The organism is Pseudomonas fluorescens group sp. PF-1 (assembly GCF_054481335.1).
On sequence record NZ_JBTMNG010000002.1, the window covers coordinates 1,408,541 to 1,428,333 of the forward strand.

Below are 19,793 nucleotides of genomic sequence, written 5' to 3' on the forward strand. Positions count from 1 at the left end.
CCCTGCATCGCTAAAGCCCACACTTTTTAGACTGGCCTACATCAAGTGTTCAGCAAGAACACTTTTAACTTTTCAGTAATCGGAGCGAAATCGATTTTGTCGTCGGTATATAAATAATTGAAGATATCAAGCTCGGACATTATCGAATTTTTTATCAGTTTTTTATACAGGTCCTTAGCGTCGACCGCATCAACGACTCCTGTAATATCAGTTAGTCTGTTAACTCCGTCCTGATAGTCCGTATAAATGGCTTTTTCAACGCTTTTCAACGGAATGCAGAAAGTGTTGGGAGACTTTCTAGCGTAGCGAAGTTCTGATTGATCACCATCCAGCACTGCGATGACATTATTTTCAATTCCAAAAAATTCTTCCGAGGCATTTCGTTTTAGTAAATCGACTACGTTCGGTCCTCCGCCTATATAGATAGTTTTATATTTGAAAAATATTTCAGAGCGGAATTTGTCTATAATGAATTCTAAGAATTTTTGCAGGACATCATCTTCGGTAAGGATGTATCTGTCCCATCCTTTAAAGCCAAAAAGTATACTTTTTATGTAATTATAGGAGGCTGGCGAAGGCGATATAATCCCATTTATCTCCTCCATGTGAAATAACTCACCTGGATTCAACGTTTTCATTAACGGTAAGGAGTGAGTGGTAAAGAGAATATTGACAGCGTATTTTTGGCAGAATGCCCGAAGTGTCGTCGCTAATTTAGTCTGGGCAGCTGCGTCCAGAGAGATATCGATTTCATCGATGACGATAAGCTTGCGGTAGTTTTTTACTTTGCGGTATAAGCTGATTAAAAAGAACTCGCCAGAGCTCAAGTAGTCCTCTCTAATGTATCGGCTATCCTCAAGTAGGATGCAGTAGTAGTCTATTTTTTTAACCGTTACTTGGATTAAGTTGTTGAACTTTGTTGTTGAATAAATATCGTTCAACATCTCAATGAGTTCAAGGGGTTTTTCGTACCGGTTCAGAACGATAGCGCTGCGTATATCCAGATCGGCTCTGACTATGGTATCCCAGAAGTTGAAACGCTTACCGAACGGCATTGGGAGCTCGACATCGATGTTTTTCTTTATCTCGTCTGGGATAATCGTTTTGGAGTTTAAGCTTCGCAATTTAGCGTCGTAGCCAAACTGGTACTGTGTCGCATCCACAGAGTAATTTATAGTGCTGCGCGCTGAGAATATGCTGGCAGGAGATGTTTGAGTGAACGTGTCTGCAAATTGGAGATTTTGGAGGGCTTTGATTAAAGTCGTTTTTCCAACCCCGTTTTTTCCAACTAAGCATGTCAGCTTGTTATCATTTAGATCAATGGATAGTTTCATCGATTTAATGTGTTGGATCTGCTCAATATCTATCGCTAGAAGCATTTATTTCACCGAGCCGCGCATGAACATATCCACTACTGTGGCGCCGTATTTGGTCCTCAGTTTGTTAAGGTATGCTGGGTCGGTGGTGTTGATGTAGTTTAAATAGCCTGAAACCTTAAGTAGGCCATTGACGTCTTTGTCATCTAACATGACGTTAAACTTTTGACGGTCTGACGTAAAGTAGTGAAGAAGTACCTCAATTTTTGACTTGAGCTTTGTGTCTATGGTGATGCCGCCGCCTGGCAGTATGACCACTCCAAGTATTTTTATCTTTCCACCAATAGACGTGTATTTGCTCTTGCTCCCATTGATCAGAACTTTTTCACCAAATGACTCTTTTAGCATGGACTCAATGTGGGCATCAAGTCCATATAGCTTATTTGTCGATCCCGAAATGATTATATCGTCTGAGTATCTTGTATATATGAGGCCTGAGTTGAGGCAGAATTTTTCCACTTGATTGTCGAAATGATAAAGGCATGCGTTGCTTATTAGTGGTGAGGTTGCAAACCCAGGAGGAAGCACACCGCTGACACTGACTAATTCCAGTATGCGTTCAATGTTTTCGTTTACATCTGATACTGGAAAGTTTTCAGTGTTCTCTTGGATCGCCGCTCTGATCATATCCAGATCAATACTGCCGAAAAAATTCTTGAGATCTGTCTGAAAAAAATGTCGGCTGGAAGCATGTTTTTTTACAGCATCGATGACGTTTACTCCTTTTCGATAGGAGTAAACGACACGAGTGTTAAGCTCTAAAAATTCAAATAAAAATAGATTTAGAAACTTGTGGTAAGCCTTAAGTTTCTTGTCGGCATCATATACGGTGCGATTTTTAAATTTTATAGTTTTATAAAGTTCGGATGTTGGCCCAGAAATGAAGTCTTTGAAGTCAAATTTCCCGTGATACATGGCTTCGAAAACGCTTTCTAATTTTTGCTTGGCCACAGGTAGAAACTTCCTTCGCTAAATGTAAGGTGAACGATCACCTATACCATGCTTAGGAGGCTGGGGCTATAAAAAGGAGGGATTGTAGAAGGTGTTCGTAGGAGCAGGATTTACAGTTTGTGTAGCCTTCCCTGCAATCTGGGAAGGTACACAAATGTAACATGGATCAAGTCCTGTAGAGGTCAGCTTACGACCGGGGATACCCCAAATCGCTGACATGCGGCAATCCTAGATGGTGTGGTGAGAAAAAACAAGCAGCTGGTCCCTGTGCAGGATCTGCTCGCCCGGCTGAATTCAGGTCGAGCTTGCAACCTGCGACGAATCTCGGCTTTGAAGTCGTCTACGATTCGGCATCAGATATGCGTGGAACTAGAGCATTAGAGCTACAGCGACGACCAGAGCGGAAAAGAGTGGAAAGGGGACGCCCATTAGCCGGTCTCGAGTCAAGGCTAAAAGCCAACTTGCCCTGCAGCTCTTGCTGCGGGGTTTTCTCCTATCACTAAACCCGACTGGTTGAACCCGTCGTATCCGTTTCCTCATCGCTGGCTACGACCGAGTCGTGCCTGACACCCATGTGGATCAAGCGGTAGCGATACACCCAGCACCGCCCTGGCAGTCAACTGCCCCAGAGAAACGTTGGTGCCGCCAAATGTCCAAAAAGATGTCACAGATCTGTGGCTCGTGCAAAAGCACGTCCAGTCTCGACGGGCTCATTTGGCAGACGACCCGGTTACAACACACTCAGGCGGTGACAGCCGGCCGCCACTCAGATTTTATGGCTTACGCCAGTCCCTTTTTGGTTGATCGGCCATCACCTTAACTCGCCCTTCAGGCGAAACAGCGCTTGGCATCAAAAGGCTGTTTCTCCTTCAAAATGTGGTAACTCGCCCGCGCCAGTTTGTGCGCCAGTGCTTTGGTAGCGACCACGGCGTTGGTCTTGGCTTTCTTTTTCTCAAAAAAGCGTTTGGCGTCCGCACTGAAGCGTCGCGCAAAATTGGCCGCTTCGATAAAGGCCCAGATCAAGTAAGCGTTCCCGTTCTTGGTGTTACCTTCGCCCTTTTTCTTGCCGTTGGAGTAATGCGCACTCTTTACGCAGCGGGCATAAGAGGCGAAGTTGCCGACATCGGCAAAGCGCTCGATATCGCCGGTTTCCAACATGATGACCGTGGCCAAGACTTCGCCAACTCCAGGCATTGTTTTCAATAAACAGAACTCGGGGCGCAGGCTGACTTCATGCAGCAATCGCTCCTCGAGAACATCAATTTGAGTCTGTAATGCCTGGACAATGGCGACATTGGCTTTCATCGCCAAAGCCACCTCCGTGGACAGGCCCAGCCTGTCCACGGAGGTGGCTGACAGGCTTTTGACTTCATTACAGGTCAGGCGGTGGCCAGACTGACGCGCCATGATGTTTTCAGCGGCCAGAATGTGCTGTGTCCTGTTGCGTACCAATTGAATCCGTTTACGTGCCAGATCGCGCAGCGCTCGCTCTTGTGGCGGATGGATATAGCCAGTGGGCAATATCCCCAGCCTCAGTAAATGCGCCAGGAACGCTGCATCATCCTTATCGTCGGAATGCTTTAAACCGTTGTAGCGTTGCATCGCCACCGGGTTGGCCAGTTTTACCTCGAAGCCTGCCGCCTTCAGGCCGTCGACCAGCCAATACCAGTTGTACGTAGACTCGACCACGACGCCGAGCAATTCTCTACGATGTGGTTCGAGTAACGGGAGGATTTGCGTCAGCTCATTGGGGCAGCGTCGGCTGATCAAAACTCGGTCCGTTTCGTCGGTAACCACAACAACGCTGTTGTTCGAATGCAGGTCTATGCCACAGAATTTCATCACGGCCTCCTCACAGCAAAAGTCTAAGTTCGCACCTTGAATTTTGCGCCACCTCCGTGAGATGGGGAGGCCGGCCAGATGATTCTCAGATTTATTATTGGATGAACATGACGACCAACTTCGGCCCGGCTACGGGCGTTCCCGCTTTTTAGGTCGCACGGCGTCAATCATTGGATGACTTTCAGGTAATCCTTTAGCGCGATGAGCGGGGCATCAAGCTGCGTGATCGTCTGAACGCTGGAAAAATCAGCCGCCAACCTCCCCAACTCCCGCCCCAACGGCTTATCCACACCCCCAACCGCCTCCAGCGCCAACCCCACACACTCATCCACCTTCGCCTGAATCGCCTCAACATCCCCCCGCCGCACCAGCAACTCAAACACATCCCGCTGGTAATCACCCATGACCAGGTCGTCACGCAGAATCGGGCTTGAATCTTCCGATTCGTAAGCCAGTTTGAGGGAGAAGAGGGCGACGGTTTCCAGGTGCTGTTCCATGGGGGAATCCTTGAGAGGGGTCGTGCCGACCGAGGATGCTAGAAATTTAGAAGCTTCGCTGGCAAGCCAGCTCCTACGGAGAGGTGGGGTGTCGGGGGCTTTTCTGCGGGCGAAAAAAAAGGCCTTGCTAAGCAAGACCTTTCTTAATGTTGGTGCCCCGAGGGAGACTCGAACTCCCACTCCTTTCGAAAACGGATTTTGAATCCGCCGCGTCTACCAATTCCGCCATCAGGGCTCAATGGCGGCGAAGTATAGAGAGGTGATAACCGTCGGTCAATCAGGTACATGGAGAATTTTTGATATTTCCGCTAGACTTCCCGGCCCTGCTAGACGACACCCCATCATGCGCGTTGCTGACTTTACCTTCGAGCTCCCTGATTCGCTGATTGCCCGCCATCCTTTGGCCGAGCGTCGCAATAGTCGCCTGTTGACCCTGGATGGGGTCAGCGGCGCCTTGGCACACCGTCAATTCACTGATTTGCTGGAGCATTTGCGCCCCGGCGACTTGATGGTGTTCAACAATACCCGGGTGATTCCGGCGCGGCTGTTTGGCCAGAAGGCTTCCGGCGGCAAGCTGGAAATCCTGGTGGAGCGGGTGCTGGACAGTCATCGCGTGCTGGCCCATGTGCGCTCCAGCAAGTCGCCCAAGCCGGGGTCGAAGATCCTGATCGACGGCGGTGGCGAGGCCGAGATGCTGGCGCGGCACGATGCGTTGTTCGAGCTGGGGTTTGCCGAAGAGGTGTTGCCGCTGCTCGACCGCGTCGGGCACATGCCGCTGCCTCCTTATATAGATCGCCCGGATGAAGGCTCGGACCGCGAGCGTTATCAGACGGTGTACGCCCAGCGCCTGGGCGCGGTGGCGGCGCCGACGGCGGGGCTGCATTTCGATCAGCCGCTGATGGAGGCGATTGCCGCCAAGGGCGTCGAGACGGCGTTCGTGACCTTGCACGTTGGCGCCGGCACCTTCCAGCCGGTGCGTGTCGACAAGATCGAAGACCACCACATGCACAGCGAATGGCTGGAAGTCGGCCAGGACGTGGTGGATGCGGTCGCCGCGTGCCGGGCTCGCGGTGGGCGCGTGGTGGCGGTGGGGACCACCAGCGTGCGTTCCCTGGAAAGCGCCGCGCGCGATGGCGTGCTCAAGCCGTTCAGTGGCGACACCGATATCTTTATCTACCCGGGCCGGCCGTTTCATGTGGTCGACGCCCTGGTCACCAACTTCCATTTGCCTGAATCCACGCTGTTGATGCTGGTTTCGGCGTTCGCCGGTTATCCCGAAACCATGGCGGCCTACAAGGCAGCCGTCGACAACGGGTACCGCTTTTTCAGCTACGGTGATGCGATGTTCATCACGCGTAATCCTGCGCCGACTGCCCCTAAAGAATCGGGCCCAGAGGAAACTGTATGAGTCGCACCTGTCGTATGTCTTTCGAGCTGCTGGCCACCGATGGCAAGGCTCGTCGCGGTCGTTTGACCTTCCCGCGCGGTACCGTCGAGACCCCGGCCTTCATGCCGGTGGGCACCTACGGCACGGTCAAGGGCATGCTGCCACGGGATATCGAGGCGATCGGCGCTGAAATCATTCTGGGCAACACCTTCCACCTGTGGCTGCGCCCGGGCACGGAAGTGATCAAGAAGCACGGCGACCTGCACGATTTCATGCAGTGGAAAGGCCCGATCCTGACCGACTCCGGCGGTTTCCAGGTGTTCAGCCTGGGCGCCATGCGCAAGATCAAGGAGGAGGGCGTGACCTTCGCTTCTCCGGTCGACGGCGCCAAGGTGTTCATGGGCCCGGAAGAGTCGATGCAGGTCCAGCGTGACCTGGGCTCGGACATCGTGATGATTTTCGACGAATGCACGCCGTACCCGGCCGACGAAGACGTTGCCCGCATTTCCATGGAGTTGTCCCTGCGTTGGGCCAAGCGTTCGAAAGAAGCCCATGGCGACAACACGGCGGCGCTGTTCGGCATCGTTCAGGGCGGCATGCACCAGGACCTGCGCATGCGCTCCCTGGAAGGCCTGGACAAGATCGGCTTCGACGGCCTGGCCATTGGTGGTCTGTCGGTGGGCGAGCCCAAGCATGAAATGATCAAGGTGCTGGATTATCTGCCGGGCATGATGCCGGCTGACAAACCTCGTTACCTTATGGGCGTTGGCAAACCGGAAGACTTGGTTGAGGGTGTGCGCCGCGGTGTGGACATGTTCGATTGCGTGATGCCAACCCGTAATGCCCGCAACGGGCATCTGTTCATTGATACTGGCGTGCTGAAGATCCGAAACGCGTTCCATCGCCATGATGATTCGCCGCTCGATCCGACCTGCGATTGCTATACCTGCCAGAACTTCTCCCGCGCTTATCTGCATCACCTGGACAAGTGCGGCGAAATGCTGGGGAGCATGCTCAATACCATCCATAACTTGCGTCATTATCAAGTGCTTATGGCTGGTTTGCGCGAGGCTATTCAACAGGGTACATTGGCCGCCTTTGTCGATGCCTTCTACGCCAAACGCGGGTTACCTGTTCCGCCTTTGGACTGAGTTTTCTGACCCCAAGATTCAACATTTGCAACTGGAGTGCTAAATGAGCTTTTTTATCTCTAATGCCATGGCTGACGCTGCCGCACCGGCCGCTGCCGGCCCAATGGGTGGCGGTTTTGAGTGGATTTTCCTGGTCGGCTTCCTGGTCATCTTCTACCTGATGATCTGGCGTCCGCAGGCCAAGCGCGCCAAAGAGCAGAAGAACCTGCTGAGCAGCCTGCAGAAAGGCGACGAAGTTGTGACCACCGGCGGCATCGCCGGCAAGATCACTAAAGTGGCCGACGATTTCGTCGTTCTGGAAGTTTCCGACACCGTCGAAATGAAATTCCAGAAAGGCGCCATCGCCGCCACGCTGCCAAAAGGCACGCTGAAAGCGATCTAAGTTCCAACTTCTACTCAATCGACGGGGCGCGCAAGGCGCCCCGCGTCATAAGCGGGCGGCGTGATGCTGAACAAATACCCTCTGTGGAAATACATTCTGATCCTGGCGGTGCTGGCGGTCGGTCTGATTTATTCCGCTCCCAATCTGTATCCTGATGACCCGGCGATTCAAATCAGCGGCGCGAGCACTGCCCTGCAGGTCAATCAGGCTGATCTGGACCGTGTGAGCACAGCGCTCAAAGAGTCCGGGATCAACGTCAAGGCCGCGACACTGGCCGCCAATGGCAAGGGCGGTCTGATTCGCCTGGTCAAGGCGGAAGACCAGTTGCCTGCCAAGGATGTCGTGCGCAAGGCATTGGGTGATGACTACGTCGTTGCACTGAACCTGGCGCAAACCACCCCGCAATGGCTGCGCAACCTCGGCGCGCACCCGATGAAGCTGGGTCTGGACTTGTCCGGTGGTGTGCACTTCCTGCTGGAAGTGGACATGGACAAAGCCCTCGATGCACGCCTGAAAGTCTACGAAGGCGACGTCAAGAGCCTGTTGCGCAAAGAGAAACTGCGCTATCGCAGCCTGCCGCAACTGGGCGGTGCCATTCAGCTGGGCTTCTCTGATGAAGCGAGCCGCGAACAGGCCCGTGCGCTGGTGCGCAAGAACTTCAACGATTTCGACATTGTTCCGGCCGACCTCAATGGCCAACCGGTGCTGCGTCTGGCGATGACCCCGGCCAAGCTGGCGGAAATCCGCGAATACTCCATCAAGCAAAACTTGACCACGGTCCGTAACCGCGTCAACGAGCTGGGTGTTGCCGAACCGATCGTCCAGCGTCAGGGCGCCAACCGCATCGTGGTTGAGCTGCCGGGCGTGCAGGACACCGCCGAAGCCAAGCGTATCCTTGGCAAGACGGCCAACCTTGAATTCCGTCTGGCCGCAGAGCCTGGCGCTTCGAAAGCCACTTCCGAAACCTTCGAGTTCCGTGAAGGCAAGCGTCCGCCGGCACAGATCGAGCGTGGCCTGATCATCACCGGTGACCAGGTGACCGACGCCAAGGCTGGCTTCGGCGAGCATGGCACGCCAGAAGTGAACATCCGTCTGGATGGTCACGGTGGCGAGCTGATGAGTCGTGCGACCCGCAGCAACGTGGGTCGCAGCATGGCGGTGATCTTCATCGAGCAGCGCCCGGTGACCACTTACGTCAAGCAAATGGTCAACGGCGTCGAGAAAGACGTACCGGTACAAACGTTTAAAGAAGAGAAGAAGATCATCAGTCTGGCGACCATTCAGTCGCCGTTGGGTGCCCAGTTCCGCATCACCGGCCTGAACGGCCAGGGCGAGTCGTCCGAACTGGCGCTGCTGCTGCGTGCCGGTGGTCTGGCCGCTCCGATGTACTTCGCTGAAGAGCGCACAATTGGCCCGAGCCTGGGTGCGGACAACATCACCAAGGGTATCGATGCATCGCTGTGGGGCATGCTGTTCGTCTCGCTGTTTATCATCGCCATCTACCGCTTCTTCGGCATCATCGCCACCGTCGCACTGGCGGTGAACATGGTGCTGCTGCTGGCCCTGATGTCGTTGCTGGGTGCAACGCTGACCCTGCCGGGTATCGCCGGTATCGTCTTGACCATGGGTATGGCGGTCGACGCCAACGTGCTGATCTTCTCGCGGATCCGTGAAGAGATCGCCGCAGGCATGACCGTACAACGGGCAATCAACGAAGGCTTCGGCCGGGCATTCACCGCGATTCTCGACGCCAACCTGACAACACTGTTGGTCGGCGGGATTCTCTTTGCCATGGGCACCGGCCCGGTCAAGGGCTTCGCAGTGACCATGTCCCTCGGGATCTTTACCTCGATGTTCACGGCCATCATGGTGACCCGCGCGATGGTCAACCTGATCTTCGGCGGTCGTGACTTCAAGAAGTTGTGGATTTAAGGGGCTGCCATGTTACGTACAATCAACTTCATGGGCGTTCGCAACTTTGCGTTCGGCGTCACATTGTTCCTCAGTGCGCTGGCCATTTTCAGCGTATTCCACAAGGGCATGAACTGGGGCCTGGACTTCACCGGCGGTACGCTCATCGAGCTGACCTACGAGCGTCCGGCCGACGTCACCAAGGTACGTGAACAACTGGTGACCGCCGGTTATCACGAAGCCATCGTGCAGAGCTTCGGTGCGACGACTGATTTGCTGGTGCGTATGCCAGGTGAAGACCCGCAACTGGGTCATCAGGTCGCTGAAGCGCTGCAGAAGGTTGGCGGCGATAACCCGGCAACGGTCAAGCGCGTCGAGTTCGTCGGCCCGCAGGTGGGTGAAGAACTGCGCGACCAGGGCGGCCTCGGCATGCTGATGGCGCTGGGCGGCATCCTGATCTACCTGGCGTTCCGCTTTCAGTGGAAGTTTGCGGTCGGTGCGATCGTGTCCTTGATCCACGACGTGATCGTGACCATCGGTATCCTGTCGTTCTTCCAGATCACCTTCGACCTGACGGTGCTGGCGGCGGTACTGGCGATCATCGGTTACTCGCTCAACGACACCATTGTGGTATTCGACCGGGTTCGTGAGAACTTCCGGGTACTGCGCAAGGCCAGCCTGATCGAGAACATCAACATCTCGACCACGCAAACCCTGCTGCGGACCATGGCGACGTCGATCTCCACCTTGCTGGCGATCGCGGCACTGCTGTTCTTCGGTGGCGATAACCTGTTCGGCTTCTCCATCGCCCTGTTCATCGGTGTTCTGGCGGGTACCTACTCGTCGATCTACATCGCGAACGTGGTGCTGATCTGGCTGAACCTGAACTCCGAGGATCTGATTCCTCCGGCGGCCACCGAGAAGGAAGTCGACGACCGTCCATAACGGCCATCGTTTTCCCGGTTGCAAGCCCTGAAAGGCGCGAGTTGAACTCGCGCCTTTTTTTGTGCTCCAAGGCTGGGAGAAGCGCGGACACGTTCCGCGGGTGATGGTCAGGAGGTTCATGTGAACAAGTCGATGCTGGTTGGTGCGGTACTGGGTGCTGTCGGTGTGACTGCCGGGGGTGCTGTGGCCACCTACAGCCTGGTTAAAAAAAGCGGCCCTGAGTTTGCGCAGGTTTTAGCCGTTGAGCCGGTCAAGACACAAATCAAGACTCCACGTGAAGTGTGCAAGGACGTCACGGTCACCCGGCAAGCGCCGGTGAAAGATCAGCATCAGATCGCCGGTACGGTGGTCGGTGCTCTGGCAGGTGGTCTGCTGGGTAACCAGATTGGCGGCGGCACCGGCAAGAAGATCGCCACGGTCGCAGGTGCGGTCGGTGGTGGTTACGCCGGTAACAAGGTTCAGGAAGGCATGCAGGAGCGCGACACCTACACCACAACCCAAACCCGTTGTAATACGGTGAATGACATCAGTGACAAGGTCGTGGGCTACGACGTGCGCTATTCGCTGGATGGCAAGGAAGGCAAGGTGCGGATGGATCGCGATCCGGGTAACCAGATTCCTGTGGATAAAGAAGGCAAGTTGATCTTGTCGCAGAATCAGCAGGGCCAATAAAAGCTCAGGCGTCAGATTCGAAAGGAAGCACCCTTCGGGGTGCTTTTTTGTGCCCGCGATTCTTGAGTTGTCCCACATCCCTTGTTGGAGCGAGCCTGCTCGCGATGATCGTCAACGATTACGCGGGGGTTCAGGTTTAATGCGGCGTCTTTGAGGGTGAATTCCAGACATAAAAAAAGCACCCCGAAGGGTGCTTTCTCTGTCGCTGGGCCCTTAGCGCTTCAGCGAGGCTGGCAGGTGCGGCTGGATGGCCGTCAGGACTGCCTTGAAGCATTTGGTGTTGCCGGCAACGATGTGGCCTTTTTCAAGGAAGTCGTGACCGCCGGTGAAGTCGCTCACCAGGCCGCCGGCTTCTTGAATCAGCAGGGCGCCTGCCGCCATGTCCCACTCGGACAGGCCCGACTCCCAGAACGCGTCGAAACGGCCGGCTGCCACGTAGGCCAGGTCCAGGCTCGCCGAACCAGCGCGGCGGATGCCGGCGGTCTGGCCCACCAGGGCGCGGAACATGCCCAGGTAGTTGTCGAGGTTGTCCATTTGATCGTCACGGAACGGGAAGCCGGTACCCAGCAGGGCGCCTTCCAGGCTGGTGCGGCCGCTGACACGCAGGCGACGACCGTTCAGTTGAGCGCCGCGACCACGGCTGGCGGTGAATTCTTCCTGGCGAACCGGGTCCAGAACAACGGCGTGTTCCAGGCGACCACGGTATTTGCAGGCGATGCTGACAGCGAAGTGAGGAATGCCGCGCAGGAAGTTGGTGGTGCCGTCCAGCGGATCGATGATCCACAGGTACTCTTCGCCTTCGATGCCGGTGCCGGCGTGCAGGCCGGTTTCTTCACCCCTGATCGAGTGATTCGGGTAGGCCTTGCGCAGTGCGTCGATGATTTTCTGTTCGGCGGCGCGGTCCACCTCGGATACGTAATCCTTGGCGTCTTTTTCGTCGACCTTGATGGTATCCAGGCGCTCGATGGAGCGGAAGATCAATTCACTGGCGCTGCGGGCGGCGCGCAGCGCGATATTCAGCATGGGCTGCATGGATGTGTCACCTAAGGTTGTTAAAGAAAGCCGGGCATTCTATCAGAAAGTTTCTACAGGTGAAGGTCAACGTTCGCTTTCGTGGCTTAACGGTAGGATGAGCTGTAAGATTCCGCTCCTTAATCCAGTGTTCGAGAGCGCCTCCCTTGCTGCAAAACATTCGTGTCGTGCTGGTCAATACCAGCCATCCGGGCAATATCGGCGGGGCTGCGCGTGCCATGAAGAACATGGGTCTGTCGCGGCTGGTGCTGGTTGAACCGCGGCTGTTCCCCCATCACGAGGCCGACGCCCGTGCCTCCGGTGCCGGTGACATCCTTGAAAAAGCGCAAGTCGTCGCCACTTTGGAAGATGCCTTGGTCGGCTGCAATCTGGTGCTGGGCACCAGTGCGCGTGATCGTCGTATTCCATGGCCGCTGCTCGATCCTCGCGAATGCGGTTCGAAAGTGGTTGAGGAGGCTGCGCAAGGCGCCGAGATCGCCTTGGTGTTCGGTCGTGAAGATTCCGGCCTGACCAATGAAGAGCTGCAGCGATGTCATTATCACGTGCACATCCCCTCAGACCCTGAGTTCAGCTCGCTGAACCTTGGGGCGGCGGTGCAGGTGTTGAGTTATGAAGTGCGCATGGCCTGGCTGGCCGCTCAAGGTCAGCCGACCAAGGTCGAGAAGGAAGAGGTGGCATCGGTCAAAAGCGCTGAGCTGGCGACCATGGATGAGCTGGAGCGATTCTATGAGCACCTGGAGCAAACCCTGGTGGCCATTGAGTTCCTCGATCCGGAAAAGCCACGGCACTTGATGGCGCGCCTGCGCCGGTTATACGGACGCAGCTCGGTCAGCCGGGCGGAAATGAATATTTTGCGTGGCATCCTCACGGAAACCCAAAAAGCGGCCCGTGGCGAGCTTCTGAAACGGAAGGATTAATGATGTTCGAGCGTTTGCGTGAAGATATCCAGAGTGTTTTCCATCGTGATCCGGCAGCGCGTAACGCCTTTGAAGTCCTGACCTGCTACCCGGGCATGCACGCTATCTGGATCCATCGCCTGTCTTCGATGTTGTGGCGCGCGGACCTGAAATGGCTGGCGCGGCTGGTGTCGAACTTCGGGCGCTGGTTGACCGGGATCGAGATTCATCCGGGCGCCAGGGTGGGTCGTCGCTTCTTTATCGACCATGGCATGGGCATCGTCATCGGTGAAACGGCTGAAATCGGCGATGACGTCACGATCTATCAAGGTGTGACCCTCGGCGGCACCAGCTGGAACAAGGGCAAGCGGCACCCGACTCTCGAGGATGGGGTAGTGGTGGGCGCCGGTGCCAAGGTGCTGGGCCCGTTCACCGTGGGTGCGGGGGCCAAGGTCGGTTCCAACGCCGTGGTCACCAAGGCTGTTCCGGCGGGTGCGACCGTGGTCGGGATTCCGGGGCGGATCATCGTCAAGTCCGATGAAGAGCAGGACGCCAGGCGCAAGGCGATGGCCGAGAAGATCGGTTTCGATGCCTACGGTGTCAGCGAGGACATGCCGGACCCGGTGGCGCGTGCCATCAACCAGTTGCTCGATCACCTGCAGGCGGTGGATGGGCGTCTGGAGGGGATGTGCGGGGCGCTGAAGGATCTGGGCAGTAATTACTGTGCCAAGGACTTGCCCGAGCTGCGCGAAGAAGATTTCGCCTGCGTGAAGGACAAGAACCAGAGTCAGGCCAGCTGATTCCGCGGCGGGTCGCAAATAGGCAGTGGCACAGCGCTAAGCGGTGTGCCATTGGGTCGCAGACCCTGCTATGATGCGCGCGCTCTTTCGCGGGTAAACCTGACTAAAGTACTAGGTCTTATAGTTGACTTAAATACTCAGGAATTGCATACTCGCCCCATTCCGAACTCCGTGGTAATTGTCCATGCGACTGACTACAAAAGGCCGATACGCCGTGACCGCCATGCTTGACCTGGCGTTGCACGCGCAGCACGGGCCCGTGTCCCTGGCCGATATCTCCGAGCGCCAAGGCATCTCCCTGTCCTACCTCGAACAGCTTTTTGCCAAATTGCGCCGCAGCAATCTGGTGTCCAGCGTCCGTGGTCCTGGCGGCGGCTACCAGCTGTCGCGCGACATGCAGGGCATTCAGGTCGCCCAGGTGATCGATGCGGTAAACGAATCGGTCGACGCCACCAAATGCCAGGGGCAGGGTGATTGCCATTCCGGCGATACCTGCCTGACTCACCACCTGTGGTGCGACCTGAGCTTGCAGATTCACGAATTTCTGAGCGGTATCAGCTTGGCTGACCTTGTGACTCGCCGTGAGGTACAAGAAGTAGCCCAGCGCCAGGATCAACGCCGTTGCAACAGCAAGGCGCCACGCCTGGACAAGATTGAAGCGTCCGCCGTCGAATGACAGCCAGAGAGCCAACGGCGCGCCAGCCAGCCTGATTTAGGAGATAGTCCATGAAATTGCCGATTTACCTTGATTACTCTGCGACTACCCCGGTTGATCCGCGTGTCGCGCAAAAAATGAGTGAATGCCTGCTGGTCGACGGGAACTTCGGTAACCCGGCGTCCCGTTCCCACGTGTTTGGCTGGAAAGCTGAAGAAGCCGTCGAAAACGCTCGTCGTCAGGTGGCCGACCTGGTCAACGCCGACCCGCGCGAAATCGTCTGGACTTCCGGTGCCACCGAATCCGACAACCTGGCAATCAAGGGCGCGGCGCATTTCTACGCCACCAAAGGCAAGCACCTGATCACCACCAAGATTGAGCACAAGGCTGTCCTCGACACCATGCGCCAACTGGAGCGTGAAGGCTTCGAAGTCACTTACATCGAGCCTCGCACCGACGGCCTGATCACGCCAGAGATGATCGAAGCCGAGCTGCGCGACGACACCATCCTGGTTTCGGTCATGCACGTGAACAACGAAATCGGCACCATCAACGACATCGCCGCCATCGGCGAGCTGACCCGTTCCAAGGGCATCCTGTTCCACGTCGACGCTGCTCAGTCCACCGGCAAGGTCGATATCGACCTGCAGAAGCTGAAAGTCGACCTGATGTCGTTCTCCGCCCACAAAACCTACGGCCCTAAAGGCATCGGCGCCCTGTATGTGAGCCGCAAGCCGCGTGTTCGCATCGAAGCGGCCATGCACGGCGGCGGTCACGAGCGCGGCATGCGTTCGGGTACCCTGGCGACCCACCAGATCGTCGGCATGGGTGAAGCATTCCGTGTGGCCAAGGAAGACATGGCCGCCGAGAACGTGCGCATCAAGGCCCTGAGCGACCGTTTCTTCAAGCAGGTCGAGCACCTGGAAGAGCTGTACGTCAACGGCAGCCTGACCGCCCGCGTTCCGCACAACCTGAACCTGAGCTTCAACTATGTTGAAGGCGAGTCGTTGATCATGGCGCTCAAGGATCTGGCGGTTTCGTCCGGTTCGGCTTGCACCTCGGCATCGCTTGAGCCTTCGTACGTACTGCGCGCCCTGGGCCGCAACGACGAACTGGCGCACAGCTCGATCCGTTTCACCTTCGGCCGTTTCACCACTGAAGAAGAAATCGACTACGCCGCGCAGAAAGTCTGCGAGGCCGTTACCAAGCTGCGCGCACTGTCGCCGCTGTGGGATATGTACAAAGACGGTGTCGACATTTCGAAAATCGAGTGGGCGGCACACTAATTAAATCGCCGTTAGCAGACGCTGTAAAAACGTAGCGAGCGAAGGGAAGACAAGGAAAAAACAGGCGAGGACGCGGAGTTTACTGGTTGTAAATGAGCAGTCCGAGCCTGTTTTTGACGCAGGATTACCGAGCGCAGTAGTTTTTACAGGGTCTGAAGAGCGACTCTCTGATGAGTGAGGATTGAATCATGGCTTACAGCGAAAAGGTCATCGACCACTACGAAAACCCGCGCAACGTCGGCAAGATGGACGCGGAAGATCCTGATGTCGGCACCGGCATGGTCGGCGCGCCGGCGTGCGGCGACGTGATGCGCCTGCAGATCAAGGTCAACGAAGCCGGCATCATCGAAGATGCCAAGTTCAAGACCTACGGTTGCGGTTCGGCAATCGCTTCCAGCTCCCTCGCCACCGAGTGGATGAAGGGCAAGACCCTGGACGAAGCGGAAACCATCAAGAACACTCAGCTGGCTGAAGAACTGGCCCTGCCGCCAGTGAAAATTCACTGCTCCGTGCTCGCTGAAGACGCCATCAAGGCGGCCGTTCGCGACTACAAGCAGAAGAAAGGCTTGATCTGACTTTCAAGATTTGGCGACGAGTAAGGAGTCACCGATGGCTATCAGCATGACAGAAGCGGCTGCTCGACACGTGCGACGCTCCCTCGACGGGCGCGGCAAAGGTGAGGGGATTCGTCTGGGTGTTCGCACTACAGGCTGTTCCGGCCTTGCCTACGTGCTGGAGTTTGTCGACGAGGTGGTTGCGGAGGATCAGGTGTTCGAAAGTCACGGCGAGAAAGTGATCATCGACCCGAAAAGCCTGGCCTACCTGGACGGCACCGAGCTCGATTTCGTCAAGGAAGGGTTGAACGAAGGCTTCAAGTTCAACAATCCCAACGTGCGCGGTGAATGTGGCTGCGGCGAAAGCTTCAACATCTGAGGCGGCTCGTGGGTACTCCTTGTCATTTCGCATTATTTGAGCTGCAACCGAGTTTCAATCTGGATCTCGATCAGCTGGCTACGCGCTACCGTAAGTTGGCGCGCGGCGTTCATCCGGACCGCTTTGCCGACGCTTCCGAGCGTGAGCAGCGGCTGGCGCTAGAGCAATCCGCGAGCCTCAACGAGGCCTACCAGACGCTCAAGAGTCCACCCAAGCGCGCGCGATACTTGCTCGCCTTGAATGGTGGCGAGCTGCCGCTGGAGGTCACGGTGCATGATCCGGAGTTTCTTCTGCAGCAAATGGAGCTGCGTGAAGAGCTCGAAGACTTGCAGGACAGTGCAGACCTGAATGGCGTTGCCGCCTTCAAACGCCGCCTGAAAGCTGCCCAGGATGAGCTGAACCAAAGCTTCGCAGCTTGCTGGAACGATGCCGTGCAACGTGAAAAGGCCGAACGCCTGATGCGGCGCATGCAGTTCCTCGACAAGCTCACCTACGAAGTGCGCCAGTTAGAAGAGCGCCTCGACGATTAACCCAGTGCCGCTCCGGTCGCACGCCTGATATACAGATAAGTCCTGATTACGATGGCCCTACTGCAGATCGCCGAACCCGGCCAAAGTCCTCAACCGCACCAGCGTCGTCTGGCTGTGGGGATCGACTTGGGCACTACCAATTCGCTGGTCGCTGCGTTGCGCAGTGGTCTTTCCGAGCCTTTGGCTGACGCAGAGGGGCGGGTTATCCTGCCTTCCGCCGTGCGCTATCACGCCGATCGCGTCGAAGTTGGCGAATCCGCCAAACTGGCTGCCGCTACCGATCCTTTGAACACTGTGCTGTCGGTCAAGCGCTTGATGGGTCGTGGTCTGTCCGACGTCAAGCAATTGGGCGACCAGCTGCCGTACCGCTTCGTCGGTGGCGAATCGCACATGCCGTTCATCGACACAATCCAGGGCCCTAAAAGTCCGGTTGAAGTCTCCGCCGATATCCTCAAGGTCCTGCGCCAGCGTGCCGAGGCGACCCTGGGTGGCGAGCTGGTGGGCGCGGTGATCACCGTTCCGGCCTATTTCGACGACGCTCAGCGCCAAGCCACCAAGGATGCGGCCAAACTGGCCGGTCTGAACGTGCTGCGTTTGCTCAATGAGCCGACGGCTGCGGCGGTCGCTTACGGTCTGGATCAGCATGCTGAAGGCCTGGTCGCTATTTATGACCTGGGCGGCGGCACCTTCGATATTTCGATTCTGCGCCTGACCGGCGGTGTATTCGAAGTTCTGGCGACTGGGGGCGATAGCGCTCTGGGCGGCGATGACTTCGATCATGCGATCGCTGGCTGGATCATCGAGAATGCCGGCTTGTCTGCCGACCTTGATCCGGGCGCGCAACGTAACTTGCTGCAAACGGCTTGCGCCGCAAAAGAGGCGCTGACTCATGCTTCGTCCGTTGAGGTTGCCTATGGCGACTGGAAAGCCGAGCTGACCCGGGAAGCGTTCAATGCGCTGATCGAACCAATGGTCGCCCGCAGCCTGAAGGCCTGCCGTCGCGCCGTTCGCGATTCCGGCGTCGAGCTGGAAGAAGTGCACGCGGTGGTCATGGTCGGTGGTTCGACTCGTGTGCCTCGTGTTCGTGAAGCGGTCGCCGAGGCCTTCGGTCGTCAGCCATTGACTGAAATCGATCCGGATCAAGTGGTGGCCATCGGTGCTGCGATCCAGGCGGATACGTTGGCCGGCAACAAGCGCGATGGTGGCGAATTGCTGCTGCTGGACGTGATTCCGTTGTCCCTGGGGCTGGAGACCATGGGTGGCTTGATGGAGAAGGTGATTCCTCGGAATACCACCATCCCTGTCGCCCGCGCCCAGGACTTCACGACATACAAGGATGGCCAGTCGGCCATGGCGATCCATGTGCTGCAGGGTGAGCGCGAGCTGATAAGCGACTGCCGTTCCCTGGCGCGTTTCGAATTGCGCGGTATCCCGGCGATGGTGGCCGGTGCGGCGAAAATTCGCGTGACGTTCCAGGTTGATGCCGATGGTCTGCTGAGTGTTTCTGCGCGCGAACTGGGTTCGGGCGTCGAGGCCAGCATTCAGGTCAAGCCGTCCTACGGTCTGACCGATGGCGAAATCGCCAAGATGCTCAAGGACTCGTTCCAGCACGCCAATGACGACAAAGTCGCCCGCGTACTGCGTGAGCAGCAGGTCGATGCCCAACGCCTGATCGAGGCGGTGCAGGCTGCCTTGGAGGCCGACGGCGACCGCTTGCTCGATGCTGAAGAGCGCCTGGTCATCGATGCGCAGGTGCAGGAACTGACCGAACTGATGAAAGGGACCGATGGTTACGCCATCGAGCAGCAGACCAAGCGTCTGTCGCAAGTGACCGATGCCTTTGCTGCCCGCCGCCTGGACTCGACGGTGAAAGCCGCGCTGGCGGGGCGCAACCTGAATGAGATTGAGGAATAACGATGCCGCAGGTCATTTTTCTGCCACACGAAAAGTTTTGCCCGGACGGTATGGTTGTGGAGGCTGAGACTGGCACGTCCATCCTCGAACTGGCTCATGAGCACCATATCGAGATGGAAAGCGCCTGTGGTGGCGTCTGCGCCTGTACCACTTGTCATTGCCTGATCCGTGAAGGCTTCGACTCGCTGGAAGAGGCTGATGAGCTGGAAGAAGACTACCTTGACAAGGCTTGGGGGCTGGAAGCTCAATCGCGCCTGGCCTGTCAGGCGCGAGTCGGGACTGAAGACCTGACCATCGAAATTCCAAAATACTCGCTCAACCATGCGGCCGAAGCGCCGCACTGATTCAAGGAAATGAAATGAGTCTGAAATGGGTTGATGTGCTGGAAATCGCGATCCAGCTGGCCGAATCCAGGCCGGAAGTGGACCCGCGTTACGTGAACTTCGTCGATCTGCACAAATGGGTGCTGGCATTGCCGGAGTTCAGTGACGATCCGACCCGCGGTGGCGAGAAGGTGCTTGAAGCCATTCAGGCCGCCTGGATCGAAGAAGCAGATTGAGTCTGCGCCGTACGCAGTTAGGCAATACCCAAGAACCCGCGTATAATTCGCGGGTTTAATTTTTCGCAAATTAC

General features: G+C 56.6%; 21 protein-coding genes and 1 tRNA gene. 16 read left to right on the forward strand and 6 right to left on the reverse strand.

Features of this window, described 5'->3' with window-relative positions; all coding sequences use genetic code 11:
• Window positions 1–41 precede the first annotated feature (41 nt).
• From ACX3YD_RS21095 to ACX3YD_RS21115, 5 genes are all read right to left on the reverse strand, one after another.
• Window positions 42–1,379 (reverse strand): AAA family ATPase, encoded by a 1,338-nt coding sequence (locus ACX3YD_RS21095; protein WP_458960911.1) that lies wholly within the window; start codon window positions 1,377–1,379, stop codon window positions 42–44.
• Window positions 1,380–2,327 carry a reverse transcriptase domain-containing protein gene (locus ACX3YD_RS21100; RefSeq protein ID WP_458960912.1) on the reverse strand — a complete coding sequence of 316 codons (948 nt, stop codon included), beginning with the start codon at window positions 2,325–2,327 and terminating at the stop codon, window positions 1,380–1,382.
• An 828-nt stretch (window positions 2,328–3,155) separates the two neighbouring features.
• Window positions 3,156–4,169 carry an IS110 family RNA-guided transposase gene (locus tag ACX3YD_RS21105; protein WP_458960030.1) on the reverse strand — a complete coding sequence of 338 codons (1,014 nt, stop codon included), beginning with the start codon at window positions 4,167–4,169 and terminating at the stop codon, window positions 3,156–3,158.
• A 167-nt stretch (window positions 4,170–4,336) separates the two neighbouring features.
• Window positions 4,337–4,666 (reverse strand): hypothetical protein, encoded by a 330-nt coding sequence (locus ACX3YD_RS21110; protein WP_458960913.1) that lies wholly within the window; start codon window positions 4,664–4,666, stop codon window positions 4,337–4,339.
• 150 nt (window positions 4,667–4,816) lie between these two features.
• Window positions 4,817–4,901, reverse strand: a tRNA-Leu gene (locus ACX3YD_RS21115).
• A 108-nt stretch (window positions 4,902–5,009) separates the two neighbouring features.
• On the opposite strand from ACX3YD_RS21115, the gene queA reads away from it, so the two are divergent.
• The 6 genes from queA to ACX3YD_RS21145 all read left to right on the forward strand — a co-directional run bounded on the left by queA (window position 5,010) and on the right by ACX3YD_RS21145 (window position 11,114).
• Entirely contained in the window at window positions 5,010–6,074 is a 1,065-nt protein-coding gene (gene queA, locus ACX3YD_RS21120) for a tRNA preQ1(34) S-adenosylmethionine ribosyltransferase-isomerase QueA (RefSeq protein ID WP_047538040.1), read from the forward strand.
• Window positions 6,075–6,088: 14 nt separating this feature from the next.
• Window positions 6,089–7,204, forward strand: coding sequence for a tRNA guanosine(34) transglycosylase Tgt (tgt, locus tag ACX3YD_RS21125; protein WP_161793961.1), 1,116 nt, complete (start codon window positions 6,089–6,091; stop codon window positions 7,202–7,204).
• 43 nt (window positions 7,205–7,247) lie between these two features.
• A complete protein-coding gene (gene yajC / locus ACX3YD_RS21130) occupies window positions 7,248–7,586 on the forward strand; it encodes a preprotein translocase subunit YajC (protein WP_007916913.1) in 339 nt (112 codons plus the stop codon).
• A gap of 63 nt (window positions 7,587–7,649) precedes the next feature.
• Entirely contained in the window at window positions 7,650–9,518 is a 1,869-nt protein-coding gene (secD, locus tag ACX3YD_RS21135) for a protein translocase subunit SecD (protein WP_090467291.1), read from the forward strand.
• Between the two features lie 9 nt (window positions 9,519–9,527).
• Window positions 9,528–10,442: a protein translocase subunit SecF gene (gene secF, locus ACX3YD_RS21140; RefSeq protein ID WP_458960914.1), complete on the forward strand. Its 915-nt coding sequence runs from the start codon at window positions 9,528–9,530 to the stop codon at window positions 10,440–10,442.
• 120 nt (window positions 10,443–10,562) lie between these two features.
• On the forward strand, window positions 10,563–11,114 hold the full coding sequence (locus tag ACX3YD_RS21145) for a glycine zipper 2TM domain-containing protein (protein WP_047538056.1): 552 nt from the start codon (window positions 10,563–10,565) through the stop codon (window positions 11,112–11,114).
• 213 nt (window positions 11,115–11,327) lie between these two features.
• Here ACX3YD_RS21145 and suhB read toward each other — a convergent pair whose 3' ends face one another.
• Complete coding sequence (suhB, locus tag ACX3YD_RS21150) at window positions 11,328–12,146, reverse strand: type III secretion system regulator SuhB (RefSeq protein WP_047538060.1); 819 nt, start codon at window positions 12,144–12,146, stop codon at window positions 11,328–11,330.
• Between the two features lie 146 nt (window positions 12,147–12,292).
• Between suhB and trmJ the strand changes: the two genes are divergently transcribed.
• The 10 genes from trmJ to iscX all read left to right on the forward strand — a co-directional run bounded on the left by trmJ (window position 12,293) and on the right by iscX (window position 19,719).
• Window positions 12,293–13,063 (forward strand): tRNA (cytosine(32)/uridine(32)-2'-O)-methyltransferase TrmJ, encoded by a 771-nt coding sequence (trmJ, locus tag ACX3YD_RS21155; RefSeq protein WP_047538063.1) that lies wholly within the window; start codon window positions 12,293–12,295, stop codon window positions 13,061–13,063.
• Between the two features lie 2 nt (window positions 13,064–13,065).
• On the forward strand, window positions 13,066–13,842 hold the full coding sequence (gene cysE, locus ACX3YD_RS21160) for a serine O-acetyltransferase (RefSeq protein WP_103405828.1): 777 nt from the start codon (window positions 13,066–13,068) through the stop codon (window positions 13,840–13,842).
• A gap of 184 nt (window positions 13,843–14,026) precedes the next feature.
• On the forward strand, window positions 14,027–14,518 hold the full coding sequence (gene iscR / locus ACX3YD_RS21165) for a Fe-S cluster assembly transcriptional regulator IscR (RefSeq protein ID WP_003227911.1): 492 nt from the start codon (window positions 14,027–14,029) through the stop codon (window positions 14,516–14,518).
• Window positions 14,519–14,568: 50 nt separating this feature from the next.
• Window positions 14,569–15,783: an IscS subfamily cysteine desulfurase gene (locus ACX3YD_RS21170; RefSeq protein WP_047538066.1), complete on the forward strand. Its 1,215-nt coding sequence runs from the start codon at window positions 14,569–14,571 to the stop codon at window positions 15,781–15,783.
• Between the two features lie 188 nt (window positions 15,784–15,971).
• Window positions 15,972–16,358, forward strand: coding sequence for a Fe-S cluster assembly scaffold IscU (gene iscU / locus ACX3YD_RS21175; protein ID WP_028620148.1), 387 nt, complete (start codon window positions 15,972–15,974; stop codon window positions 16,356–16,358).
• A 34-nt stretch (window positions 16,359–16,392) separates the two neighbouring features.
• Window positions 16,393–16,716 (forward strand): iron-sulfur cluster assembly protein IscA, encoded by a 324-nt coding sequence (gene iscA / locus ACX3YD_RS21180; protein ID WP_003227904.1) that lies wholly within the window; start codon window positions 16,393–16,395, stop codon window positions 16,714–16,716.
• Window positions 16,717–16,724: 8 nt separating this feature from the next.
• Complete coding sequence (hscB, locus tag ACX3YD_RS21185; protein WP_458962069.1) at window positions 16,725–17,246, forward strand: co-chaperone HscB; 522 nt, start codon at window positions 16,725–16,727, stop codon at window positions 17,244–17,246.
• Between the two features lie 51 nt (window positions 17,247–17,297).
• Window positions 17,298–19,160: a Fe-S protein assembly chaperone HscA gene (gene hscA, locus ACX3YD_RS21190; RefSeq protein ID WP_047538080.1), complete on the forward strand. Its 1,863-nt coding sequence runs from the start codon at window positions 17,298–17,300 to the stop codon at window positions 19,158–19,160.
• A 2-nt stretch (window positions 19,161–19,162) separates the two neighbouring features.
• Entirely contained in the window at window positions 19,163–19,504 is a 342-nt protein-coding gene (fdx, locus tag ACX3YD_RS21195; RefSeq protein WP_047538082.1) for an ISC system 2Fe-2S type ferredoxin, read from the forward strand.
• A gap of 14 nt (window positions 19,505–19,518) precedes the next feature.
• A complete protein-coding gene (gene iscX / locus ACX3YD_RS21200) occupies window positions 19,519–19,719 on the forward strand; it encodes a Fe-S cluster assembly protein IscX (protein WP_047538086.1) in 201 nt (66 codons plus the stop codon).
• Window positions 19,720–19,793 lie beyond the last annotated feature (74 nt).

Coding starts and splice junctions, on each gene's coding strand:
- ACX3YD_RS21095 (WP_458960911.1), bottom strand. CDS start 1,379: ATGCTTCTAGCGATAGATATTGAGCAGATCCAACACATTAAATCGATG.
- ACX3YD_RS21105 (WP_458960030.1), bottom strand. CDS start 4,169: ATGAAATTCTGTGGCATAGACCTGCATTCGAACAACAGCGTTGTTGTG.
- ACX3YD_RS21110 (WP_458960913.1), bottom strand. CDS start 4,666: ATGGAACAGCACCTGGAAACCGTCGCCCTCTTCTCCCTCAAACTGGCT.
- queA (WP_047538040.1), top strand. CDS start 5,010: ATGCGCGTTGCTGACTTTACCTTCGAGCTCCCTGATTCGCTGATTGCC.
- tgt (WP_161793961.1), top strand. CDS start 6,089: ATGTCTTTCGAGCTGCTGGCCACCGATGGCAAGGCTCGTCGCGGTCGT.
- yajC (WP_007916913.1), top strand. CDS start 7,248: ATGAGCTTTTTTATCTCTAATGCCATGGCTGACGCTGCCGCACCGGCC.
- secD (WP_090467291.1), top strand. CDS start 7,650: ATGCTGAACAAATACCCTCTGTGGAAATACATTCTGATCCTGGCGGTG.
- secF (WP_458960914.1), top strand. CDS start 9,528: ATGTTACGTACAATCAACTTCATGGGCGTTCGCAACTTTGCGTTCGGC.
- suhB (WP_047538060.1), bottom strand. CDS start 12,146: ATGCAGCCCATGCTGAATATCGCGCTGCGCGCCGCCCGCAGCGCCAGT.
- cysE (WP_103405828.1), top strand. CDS start 13,066: ATGTTCGAGCGTTTGCGTGAAGATATCCAGAGTGTTTTCCATCGTGAT.
- iscR (WP_003227911.1), top strand. CDS start 14,027: ATGCGACTGACTACAAAAGGCCGATACGCCGTGACCGCCATGCTTGAC.
- ACX3YD_RS21170 (WP_047538066.1), top strand. CDS start 14,569: ATGAAATTGCCGATTTACCTTGATTACTCTGCGACTACCCCGGTTGAT.
- iscU (WP_028620148.1), top strand. CDS start 15,972: ATGGCTTACAGCGAAAAGGTCATCGACCACTACGAAAACCCGCGCAAC.
- iscA (WP_003227904.1), top strand. CDS start 16,393: ATGGCTATCAGCATGACAGAAGCGGCTGCTCGACACGTGCGACGCTCC.
- hscA (WP_047538080.1), top strand. CDS start 17,298: ATGGCCCTACTGCAGATCGCCGAACCCGGCCAAAGTCCTCAACCGCAC.
- fdx (WP_047538082.1), top strand. CDS start 19,163: ATGCCGCAGGTCATTTTTCTGCCACACGAAAAGTTTTGCCCGGACGGT.
- iscX (WP_047538086.1), top strand. CDS start 19,519: ATGAGTCTGAAATGGGTTGATGTGCTGGAAATCGCGATCCAGCTGGCC.